At 72.0% G+C, this 24,275-nt stretch carries 21 protein-coding genes and 1 pseudogene; 14 read left to right on the top strand and 8 right to left on the bottom strand.

The annotated features are described in order from the left end of the window. Positions 1-6: 6 nt before the first annotated feature. From ACIQIB_RS05330 to ACIQIB_RS05310, 5 genes are all read right to left on the bottom strand, one after another. Entirely contained in the window at positions 7-1,155 is a 1,149-nt protein-coding gene (locus tag ACIQIB_RS05330; protein WP_400651327.1) for an NUDIX hydrolase, read from the bottom strand. Between the two features lie 148 nt (positions 1,156-1,303). Further along, positions 1,304-2,203, bottom strand: a complete 900-nt coding sequence (locus ACIQIB_RS05325) for an SGNH/GDSL hydrolase family protein (protein ID WP_400756799.1) — start codon at positions 2,201-2,203, stop codon at positions 1,304-1,306. Next, positions 2,200-3,483, bottom strand: coding sequence for a glycosyltransferase (locus tag ACIQIB_RS05320; protein ID WP_400756796.1), 1,284 nt, complete (start codon positions 3,481-3,483; stop codon positions 2,200-2,202). The genes ACIQIB_RS05325 and ACIQIB_RS05320 overlap by 4 nt, the downstream gene beginning before the upstream one ends. After that, entirely contained in the window at positions 3,480-4,724 is a 1,245-nt protein-coding gene (locus ACIQIB_RS05315; protein ID WP_400651334.1) for a glycosyltransferase family 4 protein, read from the bottom strand. The genes ACIQIB_RS05320 and ACIQIB_RS05315 overlap by 4 nt, the downstream gene beginning before the upstream one ends. A gap of 122 nt (positions 4,725-4,846) precedes the next feature. After that, positions 4,847-5,038 (bottom strand): YegP family protein, encoded by a 192-nt coding sequence (locus ACIQIB_RS05310; protein ID WP_400651337.1) that lies wholly within the window; start codon positions 5,036-5,038, stop codon positions 4,847-4,849. 826 nt (positions 5,039-5,864) lie between these two features. Between ACIQIB_RS05310 and ACIQIB_RS05305 the strand changes: the two genes are divergently transcribed. The 9 genes from ACIQIB_RS05305 (at position 5,865) to cas2e (ending at position 15,413) form a co-directional block, all read left to right on the top strand. Further along, positions 5,865-7,181 (top strand): CRISPR-associated endonuclease Cas3'', encoded by a 1,317-nt coding sequence (locus tag ACIQIB_RS05305; protein ID WP_400756793.1) that lies wholly within the window; start codon positions 5,865-5,867, stop codon positions 7,179-7,181. Continuing rightward, complete coding sequence (gene cas3, locus ACIQIB_RS05300; protein ID WP_400756900.1) at positions 7,073-8,755, top strand: CRISPR-associated helicase Cas3'; 1,683 nt, start codon at positions 7,073-7,075, stop codon at positions 8,753-8,755. The genes ACIQIB_RS05305 and cas3 overlap by 109 nt, the downstream gene beginning before the upstream one ends. A 215-nt stretch (positions 8,756-8,970) precedes the next feature. Continuing rightward, positions 8,971-10,683, top strand: a complete 1,713-nt coding sequence (casA, locus tag ACIQIB_RS05295; RefSeq protein WP_400756791.1) for a type I-E CRISPR-associated protein Cse1/CasA — start codon at positions 8,971-8,973, stop codon at positions 10,681-10,683. Continuing rightward, on the top strand, positions 10,673-11,278 hold the full coding sequence (casB, locus tag ACIQIB_RS05290) for a type I-E CRISPR-associated protein Cse2/CasB (protein ID WP_363613837.1): 606 nt from the start codon (positions 10,673-10,675) through the stop codon (positions 11,276-11,278). The genes casA and casB overlap by 11 nt, the downstream gene beginning before the upstream one ends. Before the next feature lie 64 nt (positions 11,279-11,342). After that, positions 11,343-12,479 carry a type I-E CRISPR-associated protein Cas7/Cse4/CasC gene (gene cas7e / locus ACIQIB_RS05285; RefSeq protein WP_363613839.1) on the top strand — a complete coding sequence of 379 codons (1,137 nt, stop codon included), beginning with the start codon at positions 11,343-11,345 and terminating at the stop codon, positions 12,477-12,479. After that, the gene (cas5e, locus tag ACIQIB_RS05280) at positions 12,479-13,339 is read left to right on the top strand and encodes a type I-E CRISPR-associated protein Cas5/CasD (RefSeq protein WP_363613841.1); all 861 of its coding nucleotides are present in this window, start codon (positions 12,479-12,481) and stop codon (positions 13,337-13,339) included. Before cas7e ends, cas5e begins: the two co-directional genes overlap by 1 nt. Before the next feature lie 5 nt (positions 13,340-13,344). After that, a complete protein-coding gene (gene cas6e, locus ACIQIB_RS05275; protein ID WP_400651347.1) occupies positions 13,345-14,106 on the top strand; it encodes a type I-E CRISPR-associated protein Cas6/Cse3/CasE in 762 nt (253 codons plus the stop codon). A gap of 3 nt (positions 14,107-14,109) precedes the next feature. Beyond that, positions 14,110-15,138: a type I-E CRISPR-associated endonuclease Cas1e gene (cas1e, locus tag ACIQIB_RS05270; protein ID WP_400756788.1), complete on the top strand. Its 1,029-nt coding sequence runs from the start codon at positions 14,110-14,112 to the stop codon at positions 15,136-15,138. Then, a complete protein-coding gene (gene cas2e, locus ACIQIB_RS05265) occupies positions 15,135-15,413 on the top strand; it encodes a type I-E CRISPR-associated endoribonuclease Cas2e (protein WP_400651350.1) in 279 nt (92 codons plus the stop codon). The genes cas1e and cas2e overlap by 4 nt, the downstream gene beginning before the upstream one ends. A 164-nt stretch (positions 15,414-15,577) precedes the next feature. On the opposite strand, the pseudogene ACIQIB_RS05260 reads toward cas2e, so the two are convergent. Continuing rightward, a pseudogene (locus ACIQIB_RS05260) lies at positions 15,578-16,096 on the bottom strand (transposase); the annotation flags it as partial. A 428-nt stretch (positions 16,097-16,524) separates the two neighbouring features. Between ACIQIB_RS05260 and ACIQIB_RS05255 the strand changes: the two are divergent. The 3 genes from ACIQIB_RS05255 to ACIQIB_RS05245 all read left to right on the top strand — a co-directional run bounded on the left by ACIQIB_RS05255 (position 16,525) and on the right by ACIQIB_RS05245 (position 19,008). Beyond that, entirely contained in the window at positions 16,525-16,722 is a 198-nt protein-coding gene (locus ACIQIB_RS05255) for a hypothetical protein (RefSeq protein WP_400651352.1), read from the top strand. A 280-nt stretch (positions 16,723-17,002) separates the two neighbouring features. Next, positions 17,003-18,151, top strand: a complete 1,149-nt coding sequence (locus tag ACIQIB_RS05250; RefSeq protein ID WP_400756786.1) for a hypothetical protein — start codon at positions 17,003-17,005, stop codon at positions 18,149-18,151. A gap of 101 nt (positions 18,152-18,252) precedes the next feature. Next, positions 18,253-19,008, top strand: a complete 756-nt coding sequence (locus ACIQIB_RS05245) for a transporter substrate-binding domain-containing protein (RefSeq protein WP_400756783.1) — start codon at positions 18,253-18,255, stop codon at positions 19,006-19,008. Between the two features lie 111 nt (positions 19,009-19,119). Here the strand turns inward: ACIQIB_RS05245 and sph are convergent, their stop codons facing one another. Continuing rightward, a complete protein-coding gene (gene sph, locus ACIQIB_RS05240) occupies positions 19,120-20,133 on the bottom strand; it encodes a sphingomyelin phosphodiesterase (protein WP_400756780.1) in 1,014 nt (337 codons plus the stop codon). A 165-nt stretch (positions 20,134-20,298) separates the two neighbouring features. Continuing rightward, positions 20,299-21,240 carry a deoxyribonuclease IV gene (locus ACIQIB_RS05235; RefSeq protein WP_363613855.1) on the bottom strand — a complete coding sequence of 314 codons (942 nt, stop codon included), beginning with the start codon at positions 21,238-21,240 and terminating at the stop codon, positions 20,299-20,301. Between the two features lie 589 nt (positions 21,241-21,829). Between ACIQIB_RS05235 and ACIQIB_RS05230 the strand changes: the two genes are divergently transcribed. Both ACIQIB_RS05230 and ACIQIB_RS05225 read left to right on the top strand, forming a co-directional pair. Beyond that, positions 21,830-22,969 (top strand): right-handed parallel beta-helix repeat-containing protein, encoded by a 1,140-nt coding sequence (locus ACIQIB_RS05230; RefSeq protein WP_363613857.1) that lies wholly within the window; start codon positions 21,830-21,832, stop codon positions 22,967-22,969. A gap of 128 nt (positions 22,970-23,097) precedes the next feature. Next, on the top strand, positions 23,098-24,129 hold the full coding sequence (locus tag ACIQIB_RS05225) for a methyltransferase (RefSeq protein ID WP_363613859.1): 1,032 nt from the start codon (positions 23,098-23,100) through the stop codon (positions 24,127-24,129). The last annotated feature ends 146 nt before the right edge of the window (positions 24,130-24,275 follow it).

Here is a 24,275-nt window from a genome sequence, read left to right as displayed (position 1 = left end):
GCCCGGTCAGTCCGCCGGCCGCCCCCGGACCAGCTCGGCCGGCCCGCCGGTCCTGGCGCGGGCGGCGAGGGCGGCCTCCGTCCGGGCCCAGGAGGAGTCGGAGAGCAGCGCCCGGGCCTCCGCCGGAGCGCAGAGCCGCCACTCCGCCAACTCGTCCTCGGCCAGGGCGATCGAGGCGAGCCGGTCCTCCGCCACCGTGCCCCCGTCGAAGAGGTACACCAGCACGGCCGTGTCCCGCCCGCTCGCCGGGGCCGCCGCGTGCCCGGGCAGCCAGTCCACGGCCAGCAGCCGGCCCGGCTCGCGGTCCCAGCCCAGCTCCTCGCGGACCTCGCGCCGGGCCGCCGCCCGGGGCAGTTCGCGGTCCGCCTCGATACCGCCGCCCGGCAGCACCCAGTACGGCACCTCGCCCCCGGTCCCCGGCCAGGGCCTGAGCCGCACCAGCAGGACGCGCCCGGACCGGTCGGTGAACACCGTCCGCGCCTTCGCCCGGATCCGGGGCCGGGTGGCGATGTAGGTGTCCCGGTCCAGCGGGGGCACGGGTTCGGCCGCCGGACGGACCGCGGCCAGGGCGGCCGCCCCGGTGAGGGGCAGCCCCGCCAGCCGGGTGTACTCGGGCGGCGGTTCGACCGTCAGGTGGTCGAGGGTGTGCCCGGCCGGCAGGCTGTCCTCCAGCTCCAGCGGACCGGCCGAGCGAGGGGCCCGCAGACAGGCCGTGACCCGCCGGGAGAGCCGGGGCGGCAGCGCGTGGCCGGCCTGCTCCGGCGTCAGCCAGACCCAGCCGCCGACCTCGGCCGGGTCCGGAGTGATCGCGGCCAGCTGCGCCGGGGTGAGCGGATCGGCCCAGTACAGGTACGCCGCGATCGGCGGGCGGAAGTGGTCCAGCGTCCAGTCCACGCAGGCCAGCGGCCCCAGCCCGGGCGTGAACCCCAGCTCCTCCTCGATCTCCCGGACGGCCGTCCGGCGCGGCGACAGGTCCTGCGGTTCCCAGCCCCCGCCGGGGACGGCCACCGGATGCTCCCGGTCGTACGGCAGCCGCACCACCAGCACCCGACCCTGTTCGTCCGGGAACAGCACCCCGGCCGCGGCCAGCAACTCGCGCCCGGCACGCCCGTCCTGACCCGGTGCACCCTGATCGCCCGCAGGCGGTGAGACCACCAACGCAACTCCCTCCGCCGGACCGGGCGCACGCCCGACCGTTCCCCGCAACGACACTGACTTCTACCCGGGCGGTTCCCCGCCGTCACCCGACCCGCCGCCGGGCGCGGAGTCACCCCGGCGGCGCACCGTCGCCCGGCGGGGCGCGTCACCCCAGCGAGGCGAGCGCCGCGGCCGCCGCCCGGGCCATCTGCTCGTCGTACCGGCCGGTGGTGCCCCGCAGCCGGGCGACACCCTCCACCGTGGCGAGGGCGAGCAGCCCGGGGAGGAGGTCGGTGCTGCGGGCGGCGACCCAGCGGGTGCCCCGGGTGGCCATCCACCACAGGTCGGCGGCCCGGCCGGGCGGGGGTCCGGCAGGGCCGGGGGCGGGTGCGGGGCCGAGCGGACGCCCGGCCGAGCCGAGCAGCTCGTGGAAGTGCCGGGCGATCAGCCGGTGCCCCTCGGCGCTGGGGTGCAGCCGGTCCACGCTCAGCAGGTGCCGCTGCGCCGACCAGGGCAGTTCGGCGAGGTGCAGGTGTACGGTCCGATGGCGCGCGGAGAGGGCGTGCACCACCGTGTTCACGGCGTGCATCCGTCGTGCCAGCGGGCGGGCCAACGGCTGCGGAAGCCGTAGCAGGGTGCCCGGGTGGGGCAGACAGGCGGTGAGCAACCGTGCTCCGCTGCCGGACAGTTCGCCGAGCACCGCGTCCAACTCCCGGGCCGTGCGCCGGATGTCGAAACCGGCCCGCAGCGTGTCGTTGCCCCCGGCCACCACGGCGGCCAGCTGCGGGCGCAGCGCGAGCGCGGCCGGCAGCTGCTCGGCCGCCAGGTCGACGGCCAGGGCGCCGCTGCGCGCGAGGTTGGTGAACTCGACGCCCACCTCCGCCGGGGCCAACGACCGGGCCAGGACCGCCGCCCAGCCACGCCACCCGTCGGCGACCGGGTCGCCGACCCCCTCCGTGAGCGAGTCCCCGAGTGCCACGAACCGTACGGGGCCGCCGACCCGCCGGGCGCCGGCCGGGGCCCCGCGCCGGCCGGCCCCCAGCGCCGCCGGTCCGCCCGCGTTCACCGGGCGTCCCCGGCGGAGCGGCGGACCGGCTGGTCCGCCTCCCGGCCCGCGTCCTTGCTCGGCAGTCCCACCGGCGCCCCGTCCCCGTCGGGGTTCCCGTTCATGTTCGTGTCCGCGTTTCTGTCCGCGCCGGCGCTCGGGTCCCCTGTCCGCGCCCCGTGCGCGGCGAGGAACGCCGCCACCGCGGCCGGCCAGCCGAACCGCTCGGCCCGGGCCCGGGCGGCGGCCCGCCGGGCGTCCGGCGGGCGGGACAACACCTCCCGGACCGCCTCGGCGAAACCCTCGCCGCTGTCGTCCGCCACCGCCCCGGCCGGCCCGACCAGCCCGGGGAGCGCCGACGAGCGGCTGACGGCCACCGGTGTGCCGCAGGCCAGGGCCTCCATCGCGGCCAGCCCGAAGGTCTCCACCGGCCCGGGGGCGAGCACCACATCGGCGCAGCCCAGCAACCGGGCCAGCGCGGCACGCCCCGCCACGTGCCCGAGGAAGCGCACGGGCAGTCCCAGCCGGGCGGCACGGGCGGCCAGCCCCGTCCGGAGCGGTCCTGTCCCGGCCACCACCAGGACGGCCGGCAGGCCGCGCGAGCGCAGCGCGGAGAGGGCGTCGACGGCACGCTCGGGACGCTTCTCCGTCGAGAGCCGGGAGCAGAGCACCAGCAGCACCTGCGCCGGCTCCGCGTACCGCGCCCGCTCGTACGCCCGCTCGTCGGCCGCGAGGGGGCGCAGGGCGGTCAGGTCCACTCCGAGCGGTGCGCGTGCCAGGTTTCGGACGCCGAGGCGGTGGAACTCGGCGGCCGCCCAGTCCGTGGTGCAGACCACGGTGTCGTACGCCCGCGCGGTGCGGCCGTTGAGCCGGTCCGCGGCGGCGTCGGCGACCGGGCCGGGCAGGCCCCAGTTGCGGAGCAGCCCGGCGGCGCTCTCGTGCGACACCATCACCGAGCGGACGCCGTGCCGCCGTGCCCAGGCGCCCGTCCAGCGCAGCGTGGTGCGGTCCGAGACCTCCAGCCGGTCGGGCGCCAGCCGGGTCAGTTCGTGGGTCACCGCCCGCCGGTCGGTGAGCACCCGGTAGCCGCCGCTGCCGGGCAGCACCGGCCCGGGCAGGGTGACCACCAGGCCCTGCCCGGTCTCCTCCTCCGACCGCGTCGCGCCGGGCACGACCAGTACCGGCCGGTGCCCGGCGGCCCGGTACCCGGCGCCGAGGTGCCGCAGCGCCGTCCGCAGCCCGCCCGAGACCGGGGTGACGAAGTTGGCGATCCTGACGATCCGCAGTGCGTCCCCGGTCATGCCGACAGCCCCTCCGTCACCACCGCCGAAGCCACCGCGGGTGCAGCCACCGGCGCGGGCGGGTCCGCGGCGAGCGACGGCCCCTCCGCCGGTCCGCCCCCGTGCTCCGCCAGCACCTCCGCGTAGTGCCGCAGCAGCAGATCGCCGACCGCCTCCCAGGTGCGGGCCGTCACCTCCGCCCGTCCGGCGCGCCCGTAGGCGGCCCGCAGCGCGTTGTCCCCGGCCAGCGTCGCGACCGCCCGAGCGACGGCCTCGCCGTCCCGGGGTGGCACCAGCAGGCCGGTCCGCCGGTGCGCGACCAGGTCCAGCGGACCGCCGGCGGCCGGACCGACCACCGGGACGCCGCTGGCCATCGCCTCCTGGATGGTCTGACAGAAGGTCTCCAGCGGGCCGGTGTGCACGAACACGTCCAAGGTGGCGAAGCAGCGGGCGAGTTCGTCCCCGGTACGGCGGCCGAGGAAGACCGCGCCGGGCAGCGCGGCCTTCAGCCCGGGCGCCGACGGCCCGTCGCCGATCACCACGACCCGCACCCCGGGCAACGCCGAGGCGGCCGCCAGCAGGTCGACCCGCTTCTCCGGCGCGAGCCGCCCGACGTACCCGACCAGCACCTCCCCGCCGGGGGCCAGCGCCCGGTGCAGTGCCTCGTCACGGTGACGCGGGTGGAAGCGGACCGAGTCCACCCCGCGCGGCCACAGCTGGACCCTCGGCACCCCGTGCGCGGTGAGGTCCTGCGCGGCCGGGGTGGACGGCGCGAGAGTACGCGCGGCGGCGCGGTGGACGGCCCGGATCCGGTGCCAGGCGGCGGCCTCACCGAGACCGCGCCCGGCCCGGTAGGCGTGCGCGTACCCGGCGAGATCGGTCTGGTACACGGCGACGGCCGGGACACCGAGCCGGGCGGCGGCCTGCACACCGCGCGCGCCGAGCACGAACGGGCTGGCCAGGTGCACCAGATCGGGCCGGTGCCCGGCGATGGCGGCACCCAGCCGGCGGCTGGGCAGGGCGATCCTGACCTGCGGATAACCGGGCAGCGGGACGGACGGGATCCGGACCACCGGCAGCTCGGCCGCCCCGGGACCGGCCCCGAAGGTGTGCGGCGGGCAGTCGGCGCCGTGCGCGGGAGCCGGGGTGATGACGAGCGGCTGGTGACCCCGGCGGACCAGATGCTCGGCCGTCCGCAGCACGCTGTGGGCGACTCCGTTGACCTCGGGCGGGAAGGATTCGGTGACGATGACGACGCGCATGCCAGTGTTCTGTCCGGGCCCGGCGTGCACGCGGCCAAAGGGATCTGTCGCGCAAACGAACGCGGGTCGGCGATTTGCACCACCGACCCGCCGTCCTGCCTGCGACAGGGCCGCTCGGAGCCTCAGGCCGGACCGGCCGCCGTCTCCTTGAGCTCCGCGTAGGGCGCGAGCTTCCTGATCGACTCGATGCTCCTGATGCAGTCGTCCCGGTTCTCGTACGGGTCGCCCGTCACCACGACGGACCCGTTGCTCGCCTTGAGCCGGAACCGGTGCATGCCGCTCTCATCGGTGTAAAGTTCGAACTTTCCTGCCATGGCAGTTGATACCTCTCGTGCGGGTGGCCCCCTCGAACGGCACCGTAGGTCCAAATCCCTTTCACCGCACGCCAGATGAGCCATCCGGGTCACCGAACACCGATCGGCCGCGCCGGACCCGAAGCCGCCGGAGGCCCCTCCCCGGGGCTGCGGCCGCAGCCCTGCCCACCCGAGCGCCCCAGGGTGGAGAAAGGTGGCGACCGACACGGCGCCGGTCACCACCTTCGGCAGCCTCCGCGGCCCGGGCGGGAATCGGCTGCCCCCGATTCCCGCCGGTCTTCTTCGCACGGACGCTGCATATCGCCGCGAGCTCCGGGCTGGTGGGCGGATCCGTCGCCGCAGGCGTCGGCCGGGTTGCGGCCTGCTGGTTGGTCGTGCACTGGCGCTCGACCAGACCGACTTCGCTCCAGGGCAGGGCACAGCTTCGCTCGGCGTGGTCCTCGAAAGCCATGAAGTGCCCCAGATCGGATAGCGCGTGGTCGGCGTGGCGTCGACGAACCGGCCGACGAGTTGCGGTGTCCACATCATGACCTTGGCCGGACGAAGAACTCCATGGCAGAGGTGGCTAGGAGCAACCCCCGCGAGCGCGGGGCCGACGTGGTGAGGGCTGGACGTACGGACGGGACCTTGGAGCAACCCCCGCGAGCGCGGGGCCGACACTTGCTGACCTGGGGCGTTGCGGACTACAGGGCCGCGATTGAGTTAGTTGGTTCGCGCTTCGGTCGCGCTGGAACAGGATGGCTCATTACCAGGCCTCCCCGCCCGCTTGGTGGATTGTCAGTGCAGTGCCCTACGCTGCCGAAGCCTACGGGATGGGAGGCAGTGCATGACCGGTGATAGCCGCTGGCGTGGGATCCCGCCTGAAGTCGTGGGCTGGCTGGGGGCGTTGTGGGGCAAGTCCGCCGGGAGGGCGGGCGGGGAGGCCAACCTTCTGCTCTCCCACATGCTGGACACCGCGGCCGTGGCGGAGATCATCTGGGACAACTACCTTCCACCAGTGACCCGTTGGCGCCTGGAAGCCCTGGCGGGTGGTCGGGACAAGGGGCGGCGGTTCTTCGTCTGGCTCTGTGGAATCCATGACTGCGGGAAAGCGACTCCCGCGTTCCAGCACGTCGACGCCGCCGGCGCTGCCACGGTACGGAAGGCGGGGCTGTCGTGGAACAAGTACGCGGTGGCCGGGAAGTCCTGGCGGCACGACAAGGCGGGCGGCCGCATCCTGCGGGGCCTGCTCGCGGAGGCGAAGTGGCCCCAGGAGCACGTCGACTGGGTCTGGCCGCTGGTGGCAGGCCACCACGGCTCGTTCCCTGGTCTGGGGCAGCTGACTCCGCCCAAGCGGAACGAGGAGTTGCAGGGGAAAACCCCGGCGTGGCGGCGGGCGCAGTCGGCGCTGGTCGAGGTGTTCTCCCGGGAGCTGGGGTTCGCCGGTGAGCCGGTGCTCGGCGGGGTGCAACCGATCGATGTGCCGTCTCGCGCCGTGCAGTTGCAGCTGTCCGGGTTCGTGGTGATGGCGGACTGGATCGCCAGCGACGAGCGGCACTTCAAGGGCATCTCCGACCTGTCCCGCGTCACGATGGCCGGCGCGCGCAAGCGGGCGGCCGCTGCCTGGTCGAAGCTGGGGCTGCGCGGTGGCTGGGGTTCGCTGGCGGTGCCCGGACCCGAGACCTTCCAGGACCGCTTCGGCCACGGACCCAGGCAGTCACAGGAACTGGTACTGGACGTGGTGCGCCGCATGGAGGGCCCGGGCCTGGTGATCGTCGAGGCGCCGATGGGGGAGGGGAAGACGAAGGCCGCTCTGGCGGCGGCCGAGTTGACGGCGGCGCGCCACGGCGCGGACGGCGTCTTTCTGGGCATGCCGACCCAGGCGACCGCAGATCCCATGTTCACCCAGGTCCGGTCGTGGCTGAGGGAGATCGAAGAGGGGCTGGAGGACCAGGTTGCCCTGCTGCACGGCAAGAGGATGTTCAACAAGGAGTGGCGCCGGCTCCTCGACGACGCGGGGGAGTGGGGCAGGACGCCGACGCCTGCTACTCCTCGGTGGGTGAGGACGAGTACGGCCTGCCCTCCTCGTTCGGCGAGACCGCACGGGGCCCGGAGCGCCGAGCCCCCGCCGAGTGGTTCCTCGGGCGCCGCCGCGGGCTGCTGAGCCCCTTCGCCGTCGGCACCATCGACCAGCTCCTGTACGCCGCGACCCGCACGAAGCATGTGATGCTGCGCATGGCCGGCCTGGTCGGCAAGGTGGTCATCCTCGACGAGGTGCACGCCGCCGACGTCTACATGTCTCAGTTCCTCCTGGAAGGCCTGTGGTGGCTCGGGCAGGCAGGTGTCCCCGTGCTGCTGCTCTCGGCCACGTTGCCGCCGGACCAGCGGCGCAGTCTGGTCACCGCTTACCTGGCAGGCGCGCAGTCGGCCGAGGCCCCGGCGGCGGTCGAACTGCCTGAACCGGTGGGCTACCCGAGCGTCACGGCGGCCTGGCTGGACCAGGACGGGCCGAAGTTGCTGGTGGACAGTACGAAGTCCTGGCGCGAGGACCTGCCGGTGCGTGTCGAGGTAATCGACGAGCCGGCCGCCGACTCGGGCTCCCCGGTCGAGCAGGCGGGCACGAGTGCGGCTGATGCCGCCGTGGTCGACCACCTGAAGGAGCGGCTTGCCGGGGGCGGGCGCGTTCTGGTCATCCGCAACACCGTCGCCCGCGCCCAGGCCACCTTCGAGGCCCTCCGGAAGGAGTTCGGCACCAAGGAGGTGCGGTTGTTGCACGGTCGACTGCACGCCGGGCACCGGGCGGACCGAACGCAGGGCGCCCTGCGCGTGCTCGGGCCGCCCGGCGCGGGGACGGAGCGTACGGGCAGGCTGATCCTCGTCGCCACCCAACTCGCTGAGCAGTCCTTCGACGTCGACGCGGACCTGCTGATCACCGATCTCGCACCGATCGATCTGCTCCTGCAACGCATCGGACGCCTCCACCGCCACGACGGGGTGAAGCGACCGGCCCTGCTGGCGCAGCCCACCGTCCTCATTACCGGCACCCGTCTCTCGGGGGACGGCCCACCGTGGATCCTGCCGGCCACCGAGAAGATCTACGGACGGTACCTCCTGCTGCGCACGGCAGCCGAGGTGACGAAGGCCGACGGAGGAGTGTGGAGCGTCCCCGGACAGGTGCCGGAGCTGGTGGCACGGGTCTACGGCACCGGCCCGGTCGTCCCCGCCGAGTGGGCGGATGCCGAGGCACAGGCCCGGCAGGACTGGGAGGAACGCCAGGAAAAGCGTCGGGCGGAAGCTGCGAAGTACCTGCTCACCCGGGCCGGCGAACACGGGGAGCCGACGCTGGCCGGGCTGCACTACGGGGGCCACGGCACCCTGGCCGAAGGGCAGTTCGAGGCCCTGGTGCGGGACGGCGACCGCAGCGCCGAGGTGGTCCTGGTCCGCCGGGACGACAAGGGTGTGTACGCGATGACCGGCCGGAAGCTGGGGCCCGGCGGCGAGGTGGCCGCCGAGGTGGTGGACGACGTCCTCGCGGGGACCGTGCGGCTGCCCGTCTCCCTGACGTCCCTGGCAGAGCAGGAGCTCGGACCGCTGCCGGGCTGGCGCGACCACCCATGGCTCCGTTACAGCCTGGCGCTCGAACTCGACGAGCGCGGCGAGGCCGTCCTGGGCGACTACCGCCTGCGCTACGACGATCTGCTCGGACTCGTGGTGAGCGGCGGACGCCGGTTCGGATGAGGGTGGGCCGGTACACGCCCGGCCCACCCCCAACCCCGCGAACGCGGGGCCGACTTGCGGCCCACAAGGGCTCGTAAACACGGCCACGGGCCATCCCTGCCGGTACAGGCCGCAGGGCTGAGGGGCAATTCAAGCATTCACCCCGCAGCGAGTGACGGTTGGTGCCACCATGAACTCACGCAGGCTTAAAACAGGGCCAGTTGGGAGCAAAGCGCGTGCCTGGGTACAACCTTGTCGACGAACCGTGGCTGACACCGCGTCCGCTGGGCGGCGGACCCCCCGCCCCGATGGGACTCGCCGAGACCCTGACGCGGGCGGACGAGTTCGAGGGCCTGGCCGTCGAGTTCGCCACGCAACTCCCGGCCCTTCTGCGCCAGATCCTGCTGCCCGTCGTCGCCGACGCCATTGGTGCACCGCGGAACCTGCCCGAGCAGGCCGCCCGATTCGCGCGCAGCGGCTTCACCGGGGACGAGAAGACAAAGATCCTGGCCTACCTCGACGAGCACCGCACGCGTTTCGACCTGTTCGATCCCGTCGCCCCGTTCGGACAGGTGGCCGGTCTGCGAACGGCCAAGGACGAGACGAAGGGCACCGCCACCCTGGTGGCTACCGCAGCCAGCGGCAACAACGTGCCGCTGTTCGCCAGCCGCACCGACGCGGACCCGCTCGACCTGACGCCCGCCCAGGCCGCCCACTGGCTGCTGCACACCCACTGCTGGGACACCGCGGCCATCAAGACCGGAGTGGTGGGAGACCCACAGGTCAAGGCCGGAAAAACGACCGGGAACCCCACCGGCCCCCTCGGACAGCTCGGCGTCATCGTCCCCGCCGGTCCCACCCTGTACGACACCCTCATGCTGAACATCCCCATCACCCCGCCGACCGAACTCGGCCTACCGCAGTGGAAACAGGACCCGCGCGGCCCGGCGTGGACGCCGCGTGCCGCCGAAGGACTCCTTGACCTGTGGACGTGGCAGGCCCGGCGCATCCGGCTGATCCCGCACCAGGACGAGACCGGCGAACTGAAGGTCACCCGGGTGGTCATCAGCGCGGGCGACCGGCTCACCGCAGTGCCCGAACTGGAGCCGCACACCGCCTGGACGTTCACCCCGCCCGCCAAGAAGACGGCCTCGGCCCTGCCCGAACGCCGCCCGCGCCGCCACGTCCAGGGCAAGGCCGCGTGGCGTGGCCTCGAGGCACTGCTCGCACCGATCCGCCAGAGCAACGGCGGCGTCTTCGAGACCAGCGTCCTGCTCGACCAGATCAGCGCCCTGCAGGAAGCCGGCCAACTCCCCGCCGACTACCCACTGCAGGTCGAGACCTTCGGCATGGTCTACGGCAACCAGTCCTCCGTCGTGGAAGACGTCATCCACGATGCCATCCCCCTGCCCCTGCTCGCCCTGCACCAGGACGGCGAGGCCCACCAGCTCCTGCTGGACGTCGCCGAACAGGCGGAGCTGCTCTCCCGGGCGGTGAACAACCTCTCCGCCGACCTGCGCCGGGCCTCCGGAGCCGAACCGATCCCCTGGGACAAGGGCCAGCGGCCCGGCGAACTCCTCCTGCACAACCTCGATCCCGTGGTCCGCCGGCTGTTGGTCGGCGTCCGTCGGGCCGAACGCGACGACGAGCTCCTGGAACGCGGCCGGCTGGCGTGGGAGCAACTGGCTGCCCGCAAGGCATGGGACCGGGCGAACGCCCTCCTGTTCGCCGTACCGGCGAACGCGTTCGGTGGCCGGACCGCCGACCAGCCCGGCAAGGCGGGAAAGAAGCACACCTTCTCCCTCGGCACGGCAGCCGACAACTTCCGGCGTCAGGTTCGCGACATCCTTCCCCGCTACACCGACGCCGTGCGGGCAGCCGCCGCCGCCCGACCTGCCTACTCGCAGGACTTCACAGAACCATTCCCCGGAGCCGACCTTGACTACTGAAAAGGCCACCACAGAACGTCGCTACTGGGACCGGTACACGGCCCCCGACCACACCTGGCGGATCGACCCGCTCTCCGGACAACCACGACGCCCGCCCGGCGAGGAACTGGCGGCTCTGCGCTCCGGCCTCGGACGCCCGGTGATGGACAGCCCGAAGATGTGGCCGCACTACCGCAGCCAGGTCAACGACGTACTCGCGCTGCGCGACGAGGTCTCCGACGAACAGAAGGCCGAACACGCGGCCCTCGCCCTCTTCGGTCTCCACCAGCAGAGCCAGGCCCAGCCGATGCACCGCCAAGGCGTCAAACTCGGCGGCGCGCTGCGCCACCTGCGCCAGAGCGGCAAGTACAGCGAGGACGCGCTCGACACCCGCGTGGCACAACTGGCCGCCGCGACCAGCGTCTCCGCCCTGCTGGTCCATCTGCGCGGCCTCATCACCCAACTGCGGACCATCGGCCAACCCCTGGACTACAACCACCTGATGGCCGACATCCAGGACTGGCACAGCACCGACCGACGGCCGCAGGTCCGCCTCAAGTGGGCCCTCGGCTACCAGGCGTGGAAGAGCAAGGCCCCAGCTCCGTCCACAAGTTGAACCACACCCCTGCGCACCACCCGCACCGGCACGACCCTGTCCCGTCACTCCCGAGGAGAAGCGCATGACCGACCGCCTGTACATCGACGTACACATCCTGCAGACCGTCCCGCCGGCCAACCTCAATCGGGACGACAACGGCAACCCCAAGGAGGCGTACTTCGGCGGCAAGCGCCGCTCCCGCGTCTCCTCACAGGCCTGGAAGCGAGCCACCCGGATGCACTTCGCCGAGAGCCGCGACGAGGAGGACCTCGGCACCCGGACCAAGCGGATCGCCGCCCAGCTCGCGAAGCGTCTCGCCCAGCGCACCCAGATCACGGCCGACGACGCCCAGCGCATCGTCGGCGCGCTCCTCAAGCCGATGGGCATCGCCGCCGGCAAGAAGGCCGGCGACACCGCGTACCTGCTCTTCTTCGGCCGCCGCCAGCTGGAGAACATCGTCGACCTCGTCGCCGGAACCGCCACCGACCTCGCCGCACTCGACGACAAACAGCTCGACGAAGCGGTCAAGGACCTCCCGGTCCGCGAACAGTTGCAGACCGGGCACCCCGCCGACGTCGCCCTGTTCGGCCGCATGGTCGCCGACATCCCCGGCCTGAACGTCGACGCCGCCACCCAGGTCGCCCACGCCATCTCCACCCACGCCACCGAGCTCGAATTCGACTACTACACCGCCGTCGACGACGAGAACACCGCCGATGAGACCGGCGCCGGAATGATCGGCACCATCGGTTTCAACTCCGCCACCCTCTACCGCTATGCCACCGTCGGCCTGCACCAACTGGTCGACAACCTCGGCGAGGACAAGGCCGCCGTCGACGCCATCGACCTGTTCGTCGACTCGTTCGCCCGATCCATGCCCACCGGCTACGGGAACTCCTTCGCCCACCGGACCCGACCCAGCCTGGTCGCGGTCGTCGTCCGCACCGACCAGCCCGTGAACCTCGTCTCCGCCTACGAGAAGGCCGTCCCCACCGGCGAGGGCATCGTCGCCGCATCGGCGAGCCGCCTCGCCGAGGAATTCACCGTCGCCACCAGCCAGTGGGGCGACACCCCGAAGTACGTGGGAATCTGCCACACCCTGGGCGACGAGAGCGCCGAGGCGGCCCAGCTGAAGCAGGCGTTCGGCCCCAACCAGACCTTCGCCAAGCTCCGCGACGGTCTGCGCGCCGCCCTCACCGAGCGGGTGAAGGACAACTGATGCCCGCCGACCCCACAGCCGCCGAGGAACTGACCGGCCAGGCACAGGCCGTGCTCGTCCTGCGCCTGGCCGGCCCCCTCCAGTCCTGGGGAGACCGCAGCGCCTTCAACCGCCGCGACACCCCACCACAGCCCACCAAGTCCGGTGTCGTCGGGCTGCTCGCCGCAGCCGCCGGACGCCCCCGCGAGGCAGACATCACCGACCTCGTCGGCTTGCGCCTGGGCGTGCGCATCGACCAGCCCGGTACCCTCCTGCGCGACTACCACACCGTCAGCGACTACCGGGGCCGCCCGCTGCCCCAGACCGGCGTCAACGCCAAAGGCGTCCAGAAACTCACCTCGCCGGCCAAAGAGACCCACGTCACGCACCGCTACTACCTCCAGGACGCGGTGTTCCTCGCCGCGGTTCAAGGTCCGGCCGGCCTCGTCACGGCGCTCTGCGACGCGATCCGCCACCCGGCCTTCCCCCTCGCGCTCGGCCGGCGCTCCTGCGTCCCCACCCAACCGGTCGTCCTCGGCATGCCTCGCGCCGACACGTTGGAAGCCGTCCTCGCCAAGGAACCGTGGCAGGCCGGCGGATCGGCCATGGACGTCTATCGTCGACGTGCCGAGCGAGGCCTCGTACCGTTCCCCGTGGACCGCATCGACCTGGCAGCAACCCTTGACGATCCGGCCGGCGACGACGTCCTGCAGGACGTGCCGCTGTCCTTCGCCCCGCACCGGCGTGGCTTCACTGCCCGGCGTATCCGCCATACCTGGCTCAACGTCCCCACCGGCCTGACCCCCTCCGCGGCGGCCCGGGCCGCCCAACCGCCCGCCACCGACGGCGGCCACGACCCGTTCGCCCTGCTGGGCTGGTGACCCCGATGACCTATCTCTCCCGCGTCCGCATCAACCCCCTGCGCGCGGCCAGCCGCACCCTGCTCGCCAACCCGCGTGCCCTGCACGGCGCCGTCATGGCCGGCATCCCCGACCAGGCCCCGGGCGACCGGATCCTCTGGCGCCTTGACGCCGACCATCCGCGCCGCCCCGTGCTCCTGGTCCTCACCCCGGCCAAACCGGACTGGACCCACATCGTCGAACAGGCCGGATGGCCGGACGCCGATGGCGAGCACTACGCGATCCGCGACTACAGCCCGCTGATCGCCCAACTCGCCACGGGCCGCGAGTTCGGCTTCCGGCTCACCGCGAGCCCTGTCCAGAACACCTCCACGCCGGACAAGTCCAGCCCCCACCGCACCAAGACCGCCGCCGAACTCCACCACCGCTCCTACCGCATCGCGCACCGCACCGCGGCCCAGCAACTCACCTGGTTCCTGGAACGCACCCCCCGCTGGGGCTTCACCGTCCCCGCCGCCCGCACCGACGTTCCGGCACCCGGTCTGGAACCCTCCACCACCGACGGCCCGCCCGCCCAGGAGGTGAGGATCACCGACCGCAGCCGCCGCACCTTCACCAAACCCGGCACCCGCACCCCCGTCACCCTCACCACCGCCACCTTCGAAGGACGCCTGCGCATCACAGACCCCGACCTCCTCCAGACCGCCCTCCTCGGCGGCATCGGCCCGTCCAAGGCCTACGGCTGCGGCCTGCTCACCCTCGCCCCACTGCCGAGCGGACAGCGCTGACCGATGGCCGACATCTGGTGGAAAGCCCACCCCCACGACCTGCACCGCCTCGCCGACCGCGTCTCCAGCGTCTACGTCGAACGCAGCCACATCGACCGGGACGAGAACGCCGTGGTGGTCGTCAACAAACGCGAGACAGTACGCGTCCCCGCCGCCATGGTTGCTGTCATGCTCCTCGGCCCCGGCACCCGTATCACCCACGGCGCCGTCAACCTCCTCGCCGACTCCGGCACCACCATCTGCTGGGTCGGCGAACAGGGCGTCCGCATGTACGCGGCCGGACTCGGCCCCAGCAGAGGAGCCGCCCTCCTCAACCGGCAGGCCTGGCTCGTCAGCCGCACCAAGGAACGCCTCGCCGTCGCACGCAACATGTACCGCATGCGGTTCCCCGGCGAAGACGTCAGCGCCGCCACCATGCAGCAACTGCGCGGCCGTGAAGGCGCCCGCATCCGCAAGCTGTACCAGGCCGAGTCCCGCCGCACCGGCGTCGAGTGGAACGGTCGCGTCTACAAGGCCGGCGACGCCCACGCCGCCGGCGACGACCTCAATCGTCTTCTCTCGGCAGCCAACGCGGCCCTGTACGGCATCTGCCACGCCGTCATCACCGGACTCGGAGCAAGCCCCGGCCTCGGCTTCGTCCACACCGGCCTGGCCACCTCCTTCGTCCTCGACATCGCCGACCTGTACAAGGCCGAATACACCATCCCGCTGGCCTTCGACCTCGCGAAACTCGGACATACCGAAGAGCGAGACGCCCGCCTCGGTCTTCGTGACCGCATTGCCGAAGACAGACTCCTGGGCCGGATCGTCCACGATGTGAAGGCACTCCTCAGCCCGGACGGCATCGACATGCCCGACGCCGAGGTCAACGAACTCTGGGACGAGCGGGTCGGGACGGTTCAGGGCGGCGTCAACTGGTCAGCCGCTGTGAGTCTGCCGGCCGACACGGTCGTTGATTCCGGCATGGGCGACGAGCACGTGGCCATCATCGGGCCTGAATTCGACCAGGACACACCAGAGGACAGCCGATGACCGTCATCATCCTCGTCGCAGCCCCTGAAGGCCTACGTGGGCACCTCACCCGATGGATGGTCGAGGTCAACGCGGGCGTCTTCGTCGGCAACCCCAGCCGTCGCATCCGCGACCGCCTCTGGGAACTCCTCGCCACCCGCATTGGCGACGGCCAGGCTGTCCTCGTCGAGCCTGCCGGCAACGAGCAGGGCTGGACTGTGCGGACAGCGGGAAAGGACCGCTGGAAGCCCGTCGACTTTGACGGACTGATTCTCTCGGCCCGGCCTCGTCGGTAACGCCGCAGGTCACGAAGTATCGGCCCCGCGCTCGCGGGGGTTGCTCGGCCAGCCGGTACGGGGTAGCGAACGTCAACAGATCGGCCCCGCGCTCGCGGGGGTTGCTCTCTTGCTGATCACCTTGGCGTGCGTGCGAGCTGATCGGCCCCGCGCTCGCGGGGTTGTCCCAGCAGTGGGCCGATGCCGGGCATGCTGGCGATCACGTCGGCGAGGTCGTGTTCGCGAAACCGGGCCGCAATGAGCTTGTTGATCTCGGTGATCTGCTCGTTGAGGCCCGTCACCTCCTTGGCCAGGGTGTGGATCACCTGGGCGGCGGTTTCCTTCCCGGGGATGGCGGTGTGCTGGCGTTCGGCCGCTTCCGTGGCGGCCTGGGCCAGCGCTTCGGCGCCGCGGACCCTGCGGTGGCGGAGCCAGGTCGTCAGCCGGGTGCGGCCGGTGCGCCGCAGTGCGGCGGGGGTCTGGTAGCCGGTCAGCAGGATCAGCGGTCCCTGGTTGTCCAGGTTGAGGCCTCGCTCCAACGCTGGGAAGATCCCGTTGAGTTGGCCGCGCAGGCGGTTGATCCGGCGGGTTCGGTCGGCGCTCAGGTCCGCTCGTCGGCCGGTGAGGATCCGCAGCTCGACGGCGTGCTCGTCGTCCGGCCGCAGCACCGTGAGGTCGCGGCGCATGCGGGCCTGGTCGGCGACCGAACCATCGATGGCAACCGCCTGAAAGCCATACCCGGCGTCTCTGGGCCTCAGGACCGTACGACTGGCCCGTCCAACCCATCAACAACGTAGGACCGCCTGACTGAGAGCGCACGATCAGGCAGTCACATCGCCACCGCAATCACGCACCAGGTCGTTGGGCCAGGGCGGCCCAGCATAACGGCGCCGTCCGCGCCGGCCGACACTGGAGCACGGTCTACCCGCCCGTCGTTCTCGTTCTGGCCTCTTGGCCGCAAGCGGGCCTGGCCCGGCCGACCGCCGCTCACTGCGGCCGAGCACGCCACGAAGGCGAAGCCCGGCCAGGAGCGGCTGCTGCGCCGCCTCGACCAGGTGGAGCTTTGAGGTGTACTGGTTCGTCCGCCCGTACCCGCGGGAGGGGGACCGCCGGTAACTGTCACCAGGCGCTGGTGGTGGTCGCCACCACGCTGCAACGGCTGGAGGACCACGGCGTCGACGGCTCGCACACCCCCACCGCCACGCTTGAAACCCGGACGGCGCCCCGGTCGACGGTGGTGGAGCCGAAGGCGCATCGCCGGGTCGGCACCCCTGCTCGAAGTGGTTCGCCGACAGCAAGGGTGGAACCGGGCCAGGTCCGGCTGGGGTGATGGGTTGTGAGGCGACTTCCGTTCCGCCGACTCCGCCTCGGTGATGCCTTCCGAGACCTGTTTCGCCCCTTGAGTCCCGATCTCGACGCGGCCGGGGGCGGCGTGAATCCGGGGCCTCTCGGGCTCGTGACGTGCTGCGACAGCAGGGAATGATATCCATGCCCGACCGGTGTCGAACTCGTCCCCACCGGACGATGTTTGGTGCTGCGAAGAGGCAGACGGGCGGCCCTCTCCACTTTACGATGGGCCGCAACAGTGCCATGAATGATCGGAGTTCAGGATGAGCGAGGAGCTCGGGGCGGTTGCCGTCACAGCTGGCGTGAACGCAATTGCTGCTCTGATGACTCGACTTGACTGGGGGCAACTGGTCGGGCGGGCGCGGGAGATTCTGGTCCGTCACCGAGGTGGCGCACCGTCACCGCAGGAGCCGGAGGCCGGGCTTCCGAACTGGCAGGACCTGCTGACCGGTGCGGAGGGCGAGGACGAGAGCGATCGCGCTCGGCGGCTGCAGACGATCCGAGCAGCGCTGGCACAGATGCGTACAGCGGACCTGAACGCACTCGTCGGCGAGCTGACCGCCCTGGGCCGCGAACCCGCACGGCACGAGACAAGTGTCACCGTCAACGGTGGAAAGGCCGCCGTCAAACAGTGGCTCCGGCGACCAGAACGTCACCTTCAACTGATGGTGGATACGGGGCCGGACGGGCCGCCCACGTATCGAACGGAGGTCGAGGTCGGCGGCGGGCAGACCGCCATGCACAGCGGTTCGGGTGACCAGTACAACAGGTTCGGGGGGCATGGGCCGCAACTGATCGCACTGCTCGTGGTGCTGGTCGGGGCGGTGGCCGGGATCCTCCTGTCGCCCGCCGCCTCCGGCAGCCAGGTCGTTTCGTACGTCCTGCTGGTGGTCATCTGCGCGATCGTCGCCGGGTTCTGCCTCTGGTGGCTTCTCGGACGGACCAGGCGGAAGGCCGTCGGGTACCTCGGGCTCATCAGTGGTGTCATCGTGAGCGGAGTGCTCGCCGCTGCCTGGCAAAGGGCGTTGGCCGGCCACGGTGATGTGGCCGTGAACGTCACCAGCCAGGTGACCCCGCACGACGTTCAGTCGCTGGCCGACAACGGCAGGGCGACGATGGTGGTTGATGGGCCCAGCCCCCGCAGCTTCCTGCGGGTGCGCATCAGCCTGGACGATCACTACCCGGACGGGGTCTGTGCCGCGATGAACGGCACCAGGGCGGAAATCCGCCTCCTGGGCGACGGCGCGAAGTCGATCACGCTGAGCGGGGATCACCAGACCGGTGACATCGATCTGCATGGAGCACGACAGCACGTAGAGCTGGAAGCGGTGGTCAGGGCGGGGGAGGGCTGCGTGATGGATCTTCATCTTGAATCCGTCGTTCTTCATGACAACGAGTGGTGGTTGCCTTGATGAAGCAGAGGACTTGGCGGATCACGCTGGTGTGCCTGGGGCTGGTCGCAGGGGTCGCATCCGGATGCGGCCCGGATGCGGGGGGAACGATTCGAGTCGCCATGAAGAACGACCAGCCGGGTACAGGTTATTCACACGACTACAAGCGGTCAGGGTTCGATTGGCGGGTCGCCGAGGCCGTCGCCGGGGCGCTCGGCAAGCTGCCCCAGTATGAGGACGTGCCGTCCCAGGACCGCCAGGTGGTACTTGACGGAAAGCACGGCATCGATCTCGTGGTCGCCACGTACTCGATCAACAACGAGCGTCTGCAGGGTACCAACGGGTTGCCCGCCCACGACTTCGCGGGCCCCTACGCCGTCACGTACCAGGGCTTCCTCGTGCTCGCGAAGGGGCCGCAGGTTCGCACCCTGGACGACCTGGCGGGGAAGAAGGTCTGCACCTGGTCGGGTACCACCTCGACGCGGGTGGTCGACAAGAGGACCACGGGAATGGTGTCCTACCAGGCGCCCACCGCCTCCCAGTGCGTCGAGGATCTCAAGTCAGGGCAGGCGGCCGCCGTCTCCACCGACCAGATGATCCTGTACGGCTTCACCCAGCTCTATCCGGAGCTCACCGTCGTCCCGAATCTGCACATCGGGGAGGCGCAGTACTACGGCATCGGGATCCCCAAGGGAAATCGCTCGGAGTGTCAGAAGATCAAGGAGAAGCTGAAGAACTATGTGAAAACGGCTGCCTGGAGCCAGGACTTCAGCATCGAATTGTCCAGCATCGTCGCTGCCGATCCGAACTGGCAGAGCCACTACAAGCCCTCGGAAACCGACATCGACACGTTCTCGTGCCGTGACAAAGTCGGGTAGTGGGTGGTCGGCCGTCCACCCGCGCAGAGCGGGCACGAACGCTGACGGCTGCCCCGGCCTCCACCTGGCCGGGGCCTCCGGGGCTGCCGGGGCCCCGGCCGTGGGCGGGCCCTATCCGGCCGTCAGCGGGTAGTGGTCGGAGAGGTCCTGGTAGGTGTAGCTGGTGCCCCAACTGCTCACCGTCCACGGCGTGCTGTGGAGGCGGACCACCGTGTTGGTGTAGGTCGCCGGCCGGGCGTGGTCGGCGCGGTAGAGGACGTAGTCCAGGTCCTCCTTCGGTTCGCCGGGGTAGCGGTAGGCGGCGATCGAGTTGTCGACGGTGTCGAAGGAGTTGGCCCAGCCGGTCCGCGCGTCGGCCGGGGCGACGCCCGCGTTGGCGAGCAGCGCGGGGTACTCGGAGCCGTGCGAGTCGATGTTGAGGTCGCCCGCGATCAGCACCGGTTCGGCGGCCGGGATGTTCTTGCCGTCGACGAACGCCCGCATCGCCTTCAGCTGTGCCGCCCGGACCGCCGCCGGCTGCCCGGCGGAGCAGCCGCTGTCGGTGGACTGCAGGTGGGTGCCGATGACGTGGGTGCGCACGCCGTTGACGTTCAGCACCGCGTAGACGAAGCCCTTGTTCGACCACCAGTCGCTGCCGCAGGCGTCTTTGAAGACATACTGCTCCTTGCGCAGGATCGGCCACTTGCTGAGCAGGATCACCCCGCCGTCCTCCGGGGTCGCGGCGCTGAAGCTGCCGTTGGTGGCGTCCCAGCCGCTGGTCGAGCGGCCGACCACGGGGGTGTGGTACGGGTACGCGGCGGAGGCCTGCGCGGTGAGCAGGTCGGACGCGGCGTTGTCGAAGGCCTCCTGGAGCACGACCACGTCGTGGCCCCGGAAGACGTCGGCGGCCGCGATCGCCTTCGCCCGGTAGTCCTGGCCCCAGTTGGGGTAGAGGTTCTTGCTCATCAGGAAGACGTTGTACGTCAGCACGTTGAGCGCCGGCACGGGCGCCGGCGCCGCTGCGGGCACGGGCACGGGTGCGGGCGCAGCGGCGGTGGCGGCGGCGGAGGGAGCGAGCAGCGCGGCGGCGGCCGCGCAGACGAGGGCGAGGCGCGGGGCCCGGCGGGGGGCGGCAGGAGTTGGCATGCGCGCAGTCAACGCGCGCTCGGCCACGCCCGGCAAGACGTCGGACGATAACCATATGAACTCATCGGTAATGTAAAGCTGTCTGGCCAACTCTCCCTCGATCGGGCCGACTTGCCTGGACGGCTTCCCGCCCCACCCTCTGCTTTCCGGCCCCCCGGCGGCGCGCTACGCCGGCACGGCGGCCCGTGCGCGCAGCTCCTTCAGCGTCGCGATGTCCATCGCGTGACCGGTGCCGTCCCCGCCGTGCTTGCGGTCCGGGGTCTCGACGACCAGGGGGACACCGACCGTCGCCGGGTGCTCGAACAGCTCCCGGAACGGCTCCGCGCCGATCAACCCGGCGCCGATGTTGGCATGCCGGTCCTTGCGGGCACCGACCACGTCCTCCGAGTCGTTTGCGTGGATCAGCCGCAGCCGCCCCGGCCCGGCGGCCGCGACCAGCGCGTCCAGCGCCTCCCGGGTGCCGCCGGGGGCGACGAGGTCGTGGCCGGCCGCGAAGGCGTGACAGGTGTCCAGGCAGACCCCGACCCTGGGGTGGCCGTCCAGCGCGTCCAGGTACTCGGCCAGGTCCTCCATCCGCGAGCAGAGCGAACTGCCCTGGCCGGCGGTCGGCTCCAGCAGCAGCCGGGGCGCGGACTCGCCGAGCGCGTCCAGCTCGTCCAGCAGCGGCCGGACGTCCGCGCGGACCTGCGCCATCGCCTCCGCCCGCCGCGAACCGCCGCCGGGCGCCGAGCCGACCGCCGAACCGGTGTGCAGGACCACACCCAGCGCGCCGATCGCGTGCCCGCGCAGCAGCGAGTGCCGCAGTGAGTCGGCCGAGCGCTCGCGGGTCGCCGCGTTGTCCGAGCCGAAGTTGATCAGGTACGGCGCGTGGACGTATGCCGGAACGCCCTGCTCGGCGCAGGCGGTGCGGAACTTCTCGTCCTGCACCGGGTTGCCCGGGGGAGTGGCCCAGCCGCGCGGGTTCGCCACGAACACCTGCACCGTCTCGGCGCCCACCCGCCGCGCGTACGCCAGACCCGTCCCCGCCAGCCCGCGCGCGGCCACCGGCACATGGGCCCCGATCGGGTTGCGGACGGTGCTGACGGGCGGTGCGGCTGCGGTGCTCATGGCCCCGAGCATGCCACGCGCGCCGGGCGCCCGCTCCACTCCATCGAGTGAGGCCAGGCTCGAACGCTAGACCGGATGGCGCCGGCCCGGTCACCATCTGTGACAGATCGGCAACCCGGCGGAGGCATCCACGACCAGTGCCGAGCCCATCGAGACGGTCGACCTGCGCGCCGGTGTCTTCGGCTCGGACGGTGCCGCCCCGGCCGCAGACCGACCTCTGCCCCCAGCGCCCGACCCCCCCGTCACGGCATCCTCCGTCACGGCACTCCCCGTCATGGCTGTCCCCAGCGCTTCCGCCCGTCCGCCCGTCCGCCCGTCCGCCCGTCCGCCCGCGCGGCCGGAGGGCCGTCGCGCCTCCTCCCGCGCCCGCCTCCGTTACGCCCTGCCCCGCGCGCCGCGCCGTGCGCCACGCCGACGGGTACGGCGCATGGCCGACGCCCTGTCAGCCCCGTAGCCCAGCCCTGGTGGCGGGGCCACTCGCGGGCCCATAGCGTCGACTCGGCCGACACCTACCGGCAGTCGTCCCGCGCGCACACCGCGTCACCGTGTCGGCATCCCCGCGAGCGCGTAAGAAAGCAGGTCGTCACTCATGCCCACGCGACGGGTCCACCACCTCGCTGCGGCCACCGCCGCCACCACCACCGTTCTGACCACGGCTTTGGCCGCCGTGCCCCCGGCCCACGCGGTCGGCGCTCTGTACATCGTCCAGCCAGGAGAATCGATTCAGCAGGCCGTGGACGCGGCCCTCCCCGGCGACACCATCCAGCTGTTCCCCGGCACCTACCGGGGCAGCGTCCGGATCACCACCCCCGGGCTCACCCTGCGCGGCGCCGGCCCGGAGAGCGTGATCACCCCTGACACCGCCACTCCCGGCGCCGTCGCCCCCGCCACCGCCACTACCACCACGGCCAACGCCACCACCACGGCCAATGCCGCCGCCAACGCCTGTGCCACCGCCGGGCACGGCCTCTGCGTGGTCGGCACCGAGGGGCACCGCCTCGCCGACGTCCAGATCGCGAACCTCACCGTCACCGGCTTCCGCAAGAACGGCATCGACGCCACCGAGACCACCGGCATGACCGTGCGCTCGGTCCACGTCCACGACAACGGGCAGCAGGGCATCAGCCAGGAACGGTCCACCCGGGCCGTGATCTCCGGCAACGAGTCCACCCGCAACGGCCAGTCCGGGGTCTTCCTCGCCAACTCCGTGGACAGCGAGGGCGGTGCCATCGACACCGAGGGCACCGTGGTCAGCGGCAACGTGCTCGCCGACAACCGGATCGGTGTCACCGTCCGCCGCCTGCGCGACCTGAGCGTCGACCAGAACGACATCCACGGCAACTGCGGCGGTGTCTTCATCGTCGGCGACGAGGGCGTGCCCCGGGCCGGCGCGCTGACGGTCAGCCGCAACCAGGTCGTCGCCAACAACAAGTACTGCCCGCCCAACCCGCGCCTGGACTACATCCAGGGCACCGGCATCCTGCTCACCGGCGCCGAGGAAACCGCGGTGACGGACAACCAGGTCCGCGACAACGTGGGCGCCTCCCCGATGTCCGGCGGCATCGTCCTCTTCCCCAGCATGGTCGGCGTGCCCAACGCCCGTAACACCGTCACCGGCAACTTCGTGACCGGCAACGGCCCGGCCGACCTCGCCGATCGCGACACCGGCACCAGCAACTCCTTCGCCCGCAACCAGTGCCAGACCTCCGAGCCGGCCGGCCACTGCTGAACCGCGCCCGCCCGCTCCGTGGCACGCCGCCACACGACGTCCCGCCCCACGGACCCGCCAGGCCTCCAAACCCCCGGCCTCCGGCCCCCGCGCTCGCACACCCCCAGCCACCAGCAGAAAGACGGTCCATGACCATCGCACCCGTCACCACCCCGCAGGCCGCGATGCGCCTGCGGGAAATCGTCTTCGGCGCCGCCTGCGCCGCCGCCGTCCGCGCGGCCGCCCGGCTCGGTGTCGCCGACGCGCTCGGCGACACCCCCACCACCGTCACCGACCTCGCCGTCAGACTCGACACCGAACCCGAGCCGTTGCGCCGCCTGCTGCGCGCCCTGAGCTGCTACGGCATCTTCGTCGAGAGCGGCGACGACTGCTTCGAGCACACCGAGATGTCCCGCCTGCTGCGCGAGGACACCCCCAACAGCCTGCGCTACATCTCCCTCTGGTGCACCGAGCCGTGGACCTGGGAGGCCTGGCCGAGGCTGGACGAGGCCGTCCGCTCAGGCCGCAACGTCTTCCCCGAGCTGTTCGGCAAGGAGTTCTTCGACTACCTGCACAGCGATGGAGTCGACTCGGCGAAGGTCTTCGACAAGGCGATGACCACCTCCAGCCGGCAGTCCGCCGCGGACCTGGCCGACTACCTGGACCTCACCGGGATCGACTCCGTGGTCGACATCGGCGGCGGCCAGGGACATGTGCTGGCCAGCCTGCTGGAGAGGTACCCGGCACTGCACGGCACCCTGCTCGACCTGCCCAAGGTCGTCAGCGGGGCCGATGCCCGACTCCGGGACGGCGGCGCCTTCTCCGCCCGGGCCCGGCTGGTGCCCGGCGACTGCCGGGTGGACATCCCGGTCCGCGCCGACCTCTACATCATCAAGAACATCCTGGAGTGGGACGACGAGAGCACCCGCCGCACCCTCGCCAACGTGGTCGCGGTGGCCCGGCCCGGTGCCCGCGTCGTGGTGGTCGAGAACCTGGTCGACGACAGCCCCTCGATGCGCTTCACCACCGCGATGGACCTGATGCTGCTGCTCAACGTCGGCGGCGCCAAGCACTCCAGGGCGAGCATGGTGCGGCTGATGGAGCAGGCCGGCCTCGACGTCGCGGACGTCCACCCGGTCAACCCGTACCTGCACGCCTTCGAGGCCACCGTGCGCGGCTGACCGGCTCCGGCACACGCGGGCGGGCGCCCGCCCCCCGGGGCCGCGGGCGCCCCCCCCCCCCCCCCGGGGGCCCCCCCCCCCCCCCCCCGGCCCCCCCCCAACCCCCCCCCCCCCCCCCCCCCCCCCCCCCCCCCCCCCCCCCCCGG

Origin of the sequence: Kitasatospora sp. NPDC092286 (assembly GCF_044755565.1) — a bacterium.
In the GTDB taxonomy this organism is placed as follows: domain Bacteria; phylum Actinomycetota; class Actinomycetes; order Streptomycetales; family Streptomycetaceae; genus Kitasatospora.
Note: the sequence above shows the minus strand (reverse complement) of the source record. Positions and strands in the feature narration are given on the sequence as shown.

Coding starts and splice junctions, on each gene's coding strand:
- cas7e (WP_363613839.1), top strand. CDS start 11,343: ATGACCGACCGCCTGTACATCGACGTACACATCCTGCAGACCGTCCCG.
- cas1e (WP_400756788.1), top strand. CDS start 14,110: ATGGCCGACATCTGGTGGAAAGCCCACCCCCACGACCTGCACCGCCTC.
- cas5e (WP_363613841.1), top strand. CDS start 12,479: ATGCCCGCCGACCCCACAGCCGCCGAGGAACTGACCGGCCAGGCACAG.
- cas6e (WP_400651347.1), top strand. CDS start 13,345: ATGACCTATCTCTCCCGCGTCCGCATCAACCCCCTGCGCGCGGCCAGC.
- ACIQIB_RS05235 (WP_363613855.1), bottom strand. CDS start 21,240: ATGAGCACCGCAGCCGCACCGCCCGTCAGCACCGTCCGCAACCCGATC.
- sph (WP_400756780.1), bottom strand. CDS start 20,133: ATGCCAACTCCTGCCGCCCCCCGCCGGGCCCCGCGCCTCGCCCTCGTC.
- ACIQIB_RS05315 (WP_400651334.1), bottom strand. CDS start 4,724: ATGCGCGTCGTCATCGTCACCGAATCCTTCCCGCCCGAGGTCAACGGA.
- ACIQIB_RS05225 (WP_363613859.1), top strand. CDS start 23,098: ATGACCATCGCACCCGTCACCACCCCGCAGGCCGCGATGCGCCTGCGG.
- ACIQIB_RS05320 (WP_400756796.1), bottom strand. CDS start 3,483: ATGACCGGGGACGCACTGCGGATCGTCAGGATCGCCAACTTCGTCACC.
- ACIQIB_RS05250 (WP_400756786.1), top strand. CDS start 17,003: ATGAGCGAGGAGCTCGGGGCGGTTGCCGTCACAGCTGGCGTGAACGCA.
- cas2e (WP_400651350.1), top strand. CDS start 15,135: ATGACCGTCATCATCCTCGTCGCAGCCCCTGAAGGCCTACGTGGGCAC.
- ACIQIB_RS05230 (WP_363613857.1), top strand. CDS start 21,830: ATGCCCACGCGACGGGTCCACCACCTCGCTGCGGCCACCGCCGCCACC.
- ACIQIB_RS05245 (WP_400756783.1), top strand. CDS start 18,253: ATGAAGAACGACCAGCCGGGTACAGGTTATTCACACGACTACAAGCGG.
- ACIQIB_RS05310 (WP_400651337.1), bottom strand. CDS start 5,038: ATGGCAGGAAAGTTCGAACTTTACACCGATGAGAGCGGCATGCACCGG.
- ACIQIB_RS05305 (WP_400756793.1), top strand. CDS start 5,865: ATGACCGGTGATAGCCGCTGGCGTGGGATCCCGCCTGAAGTCGTGGGC.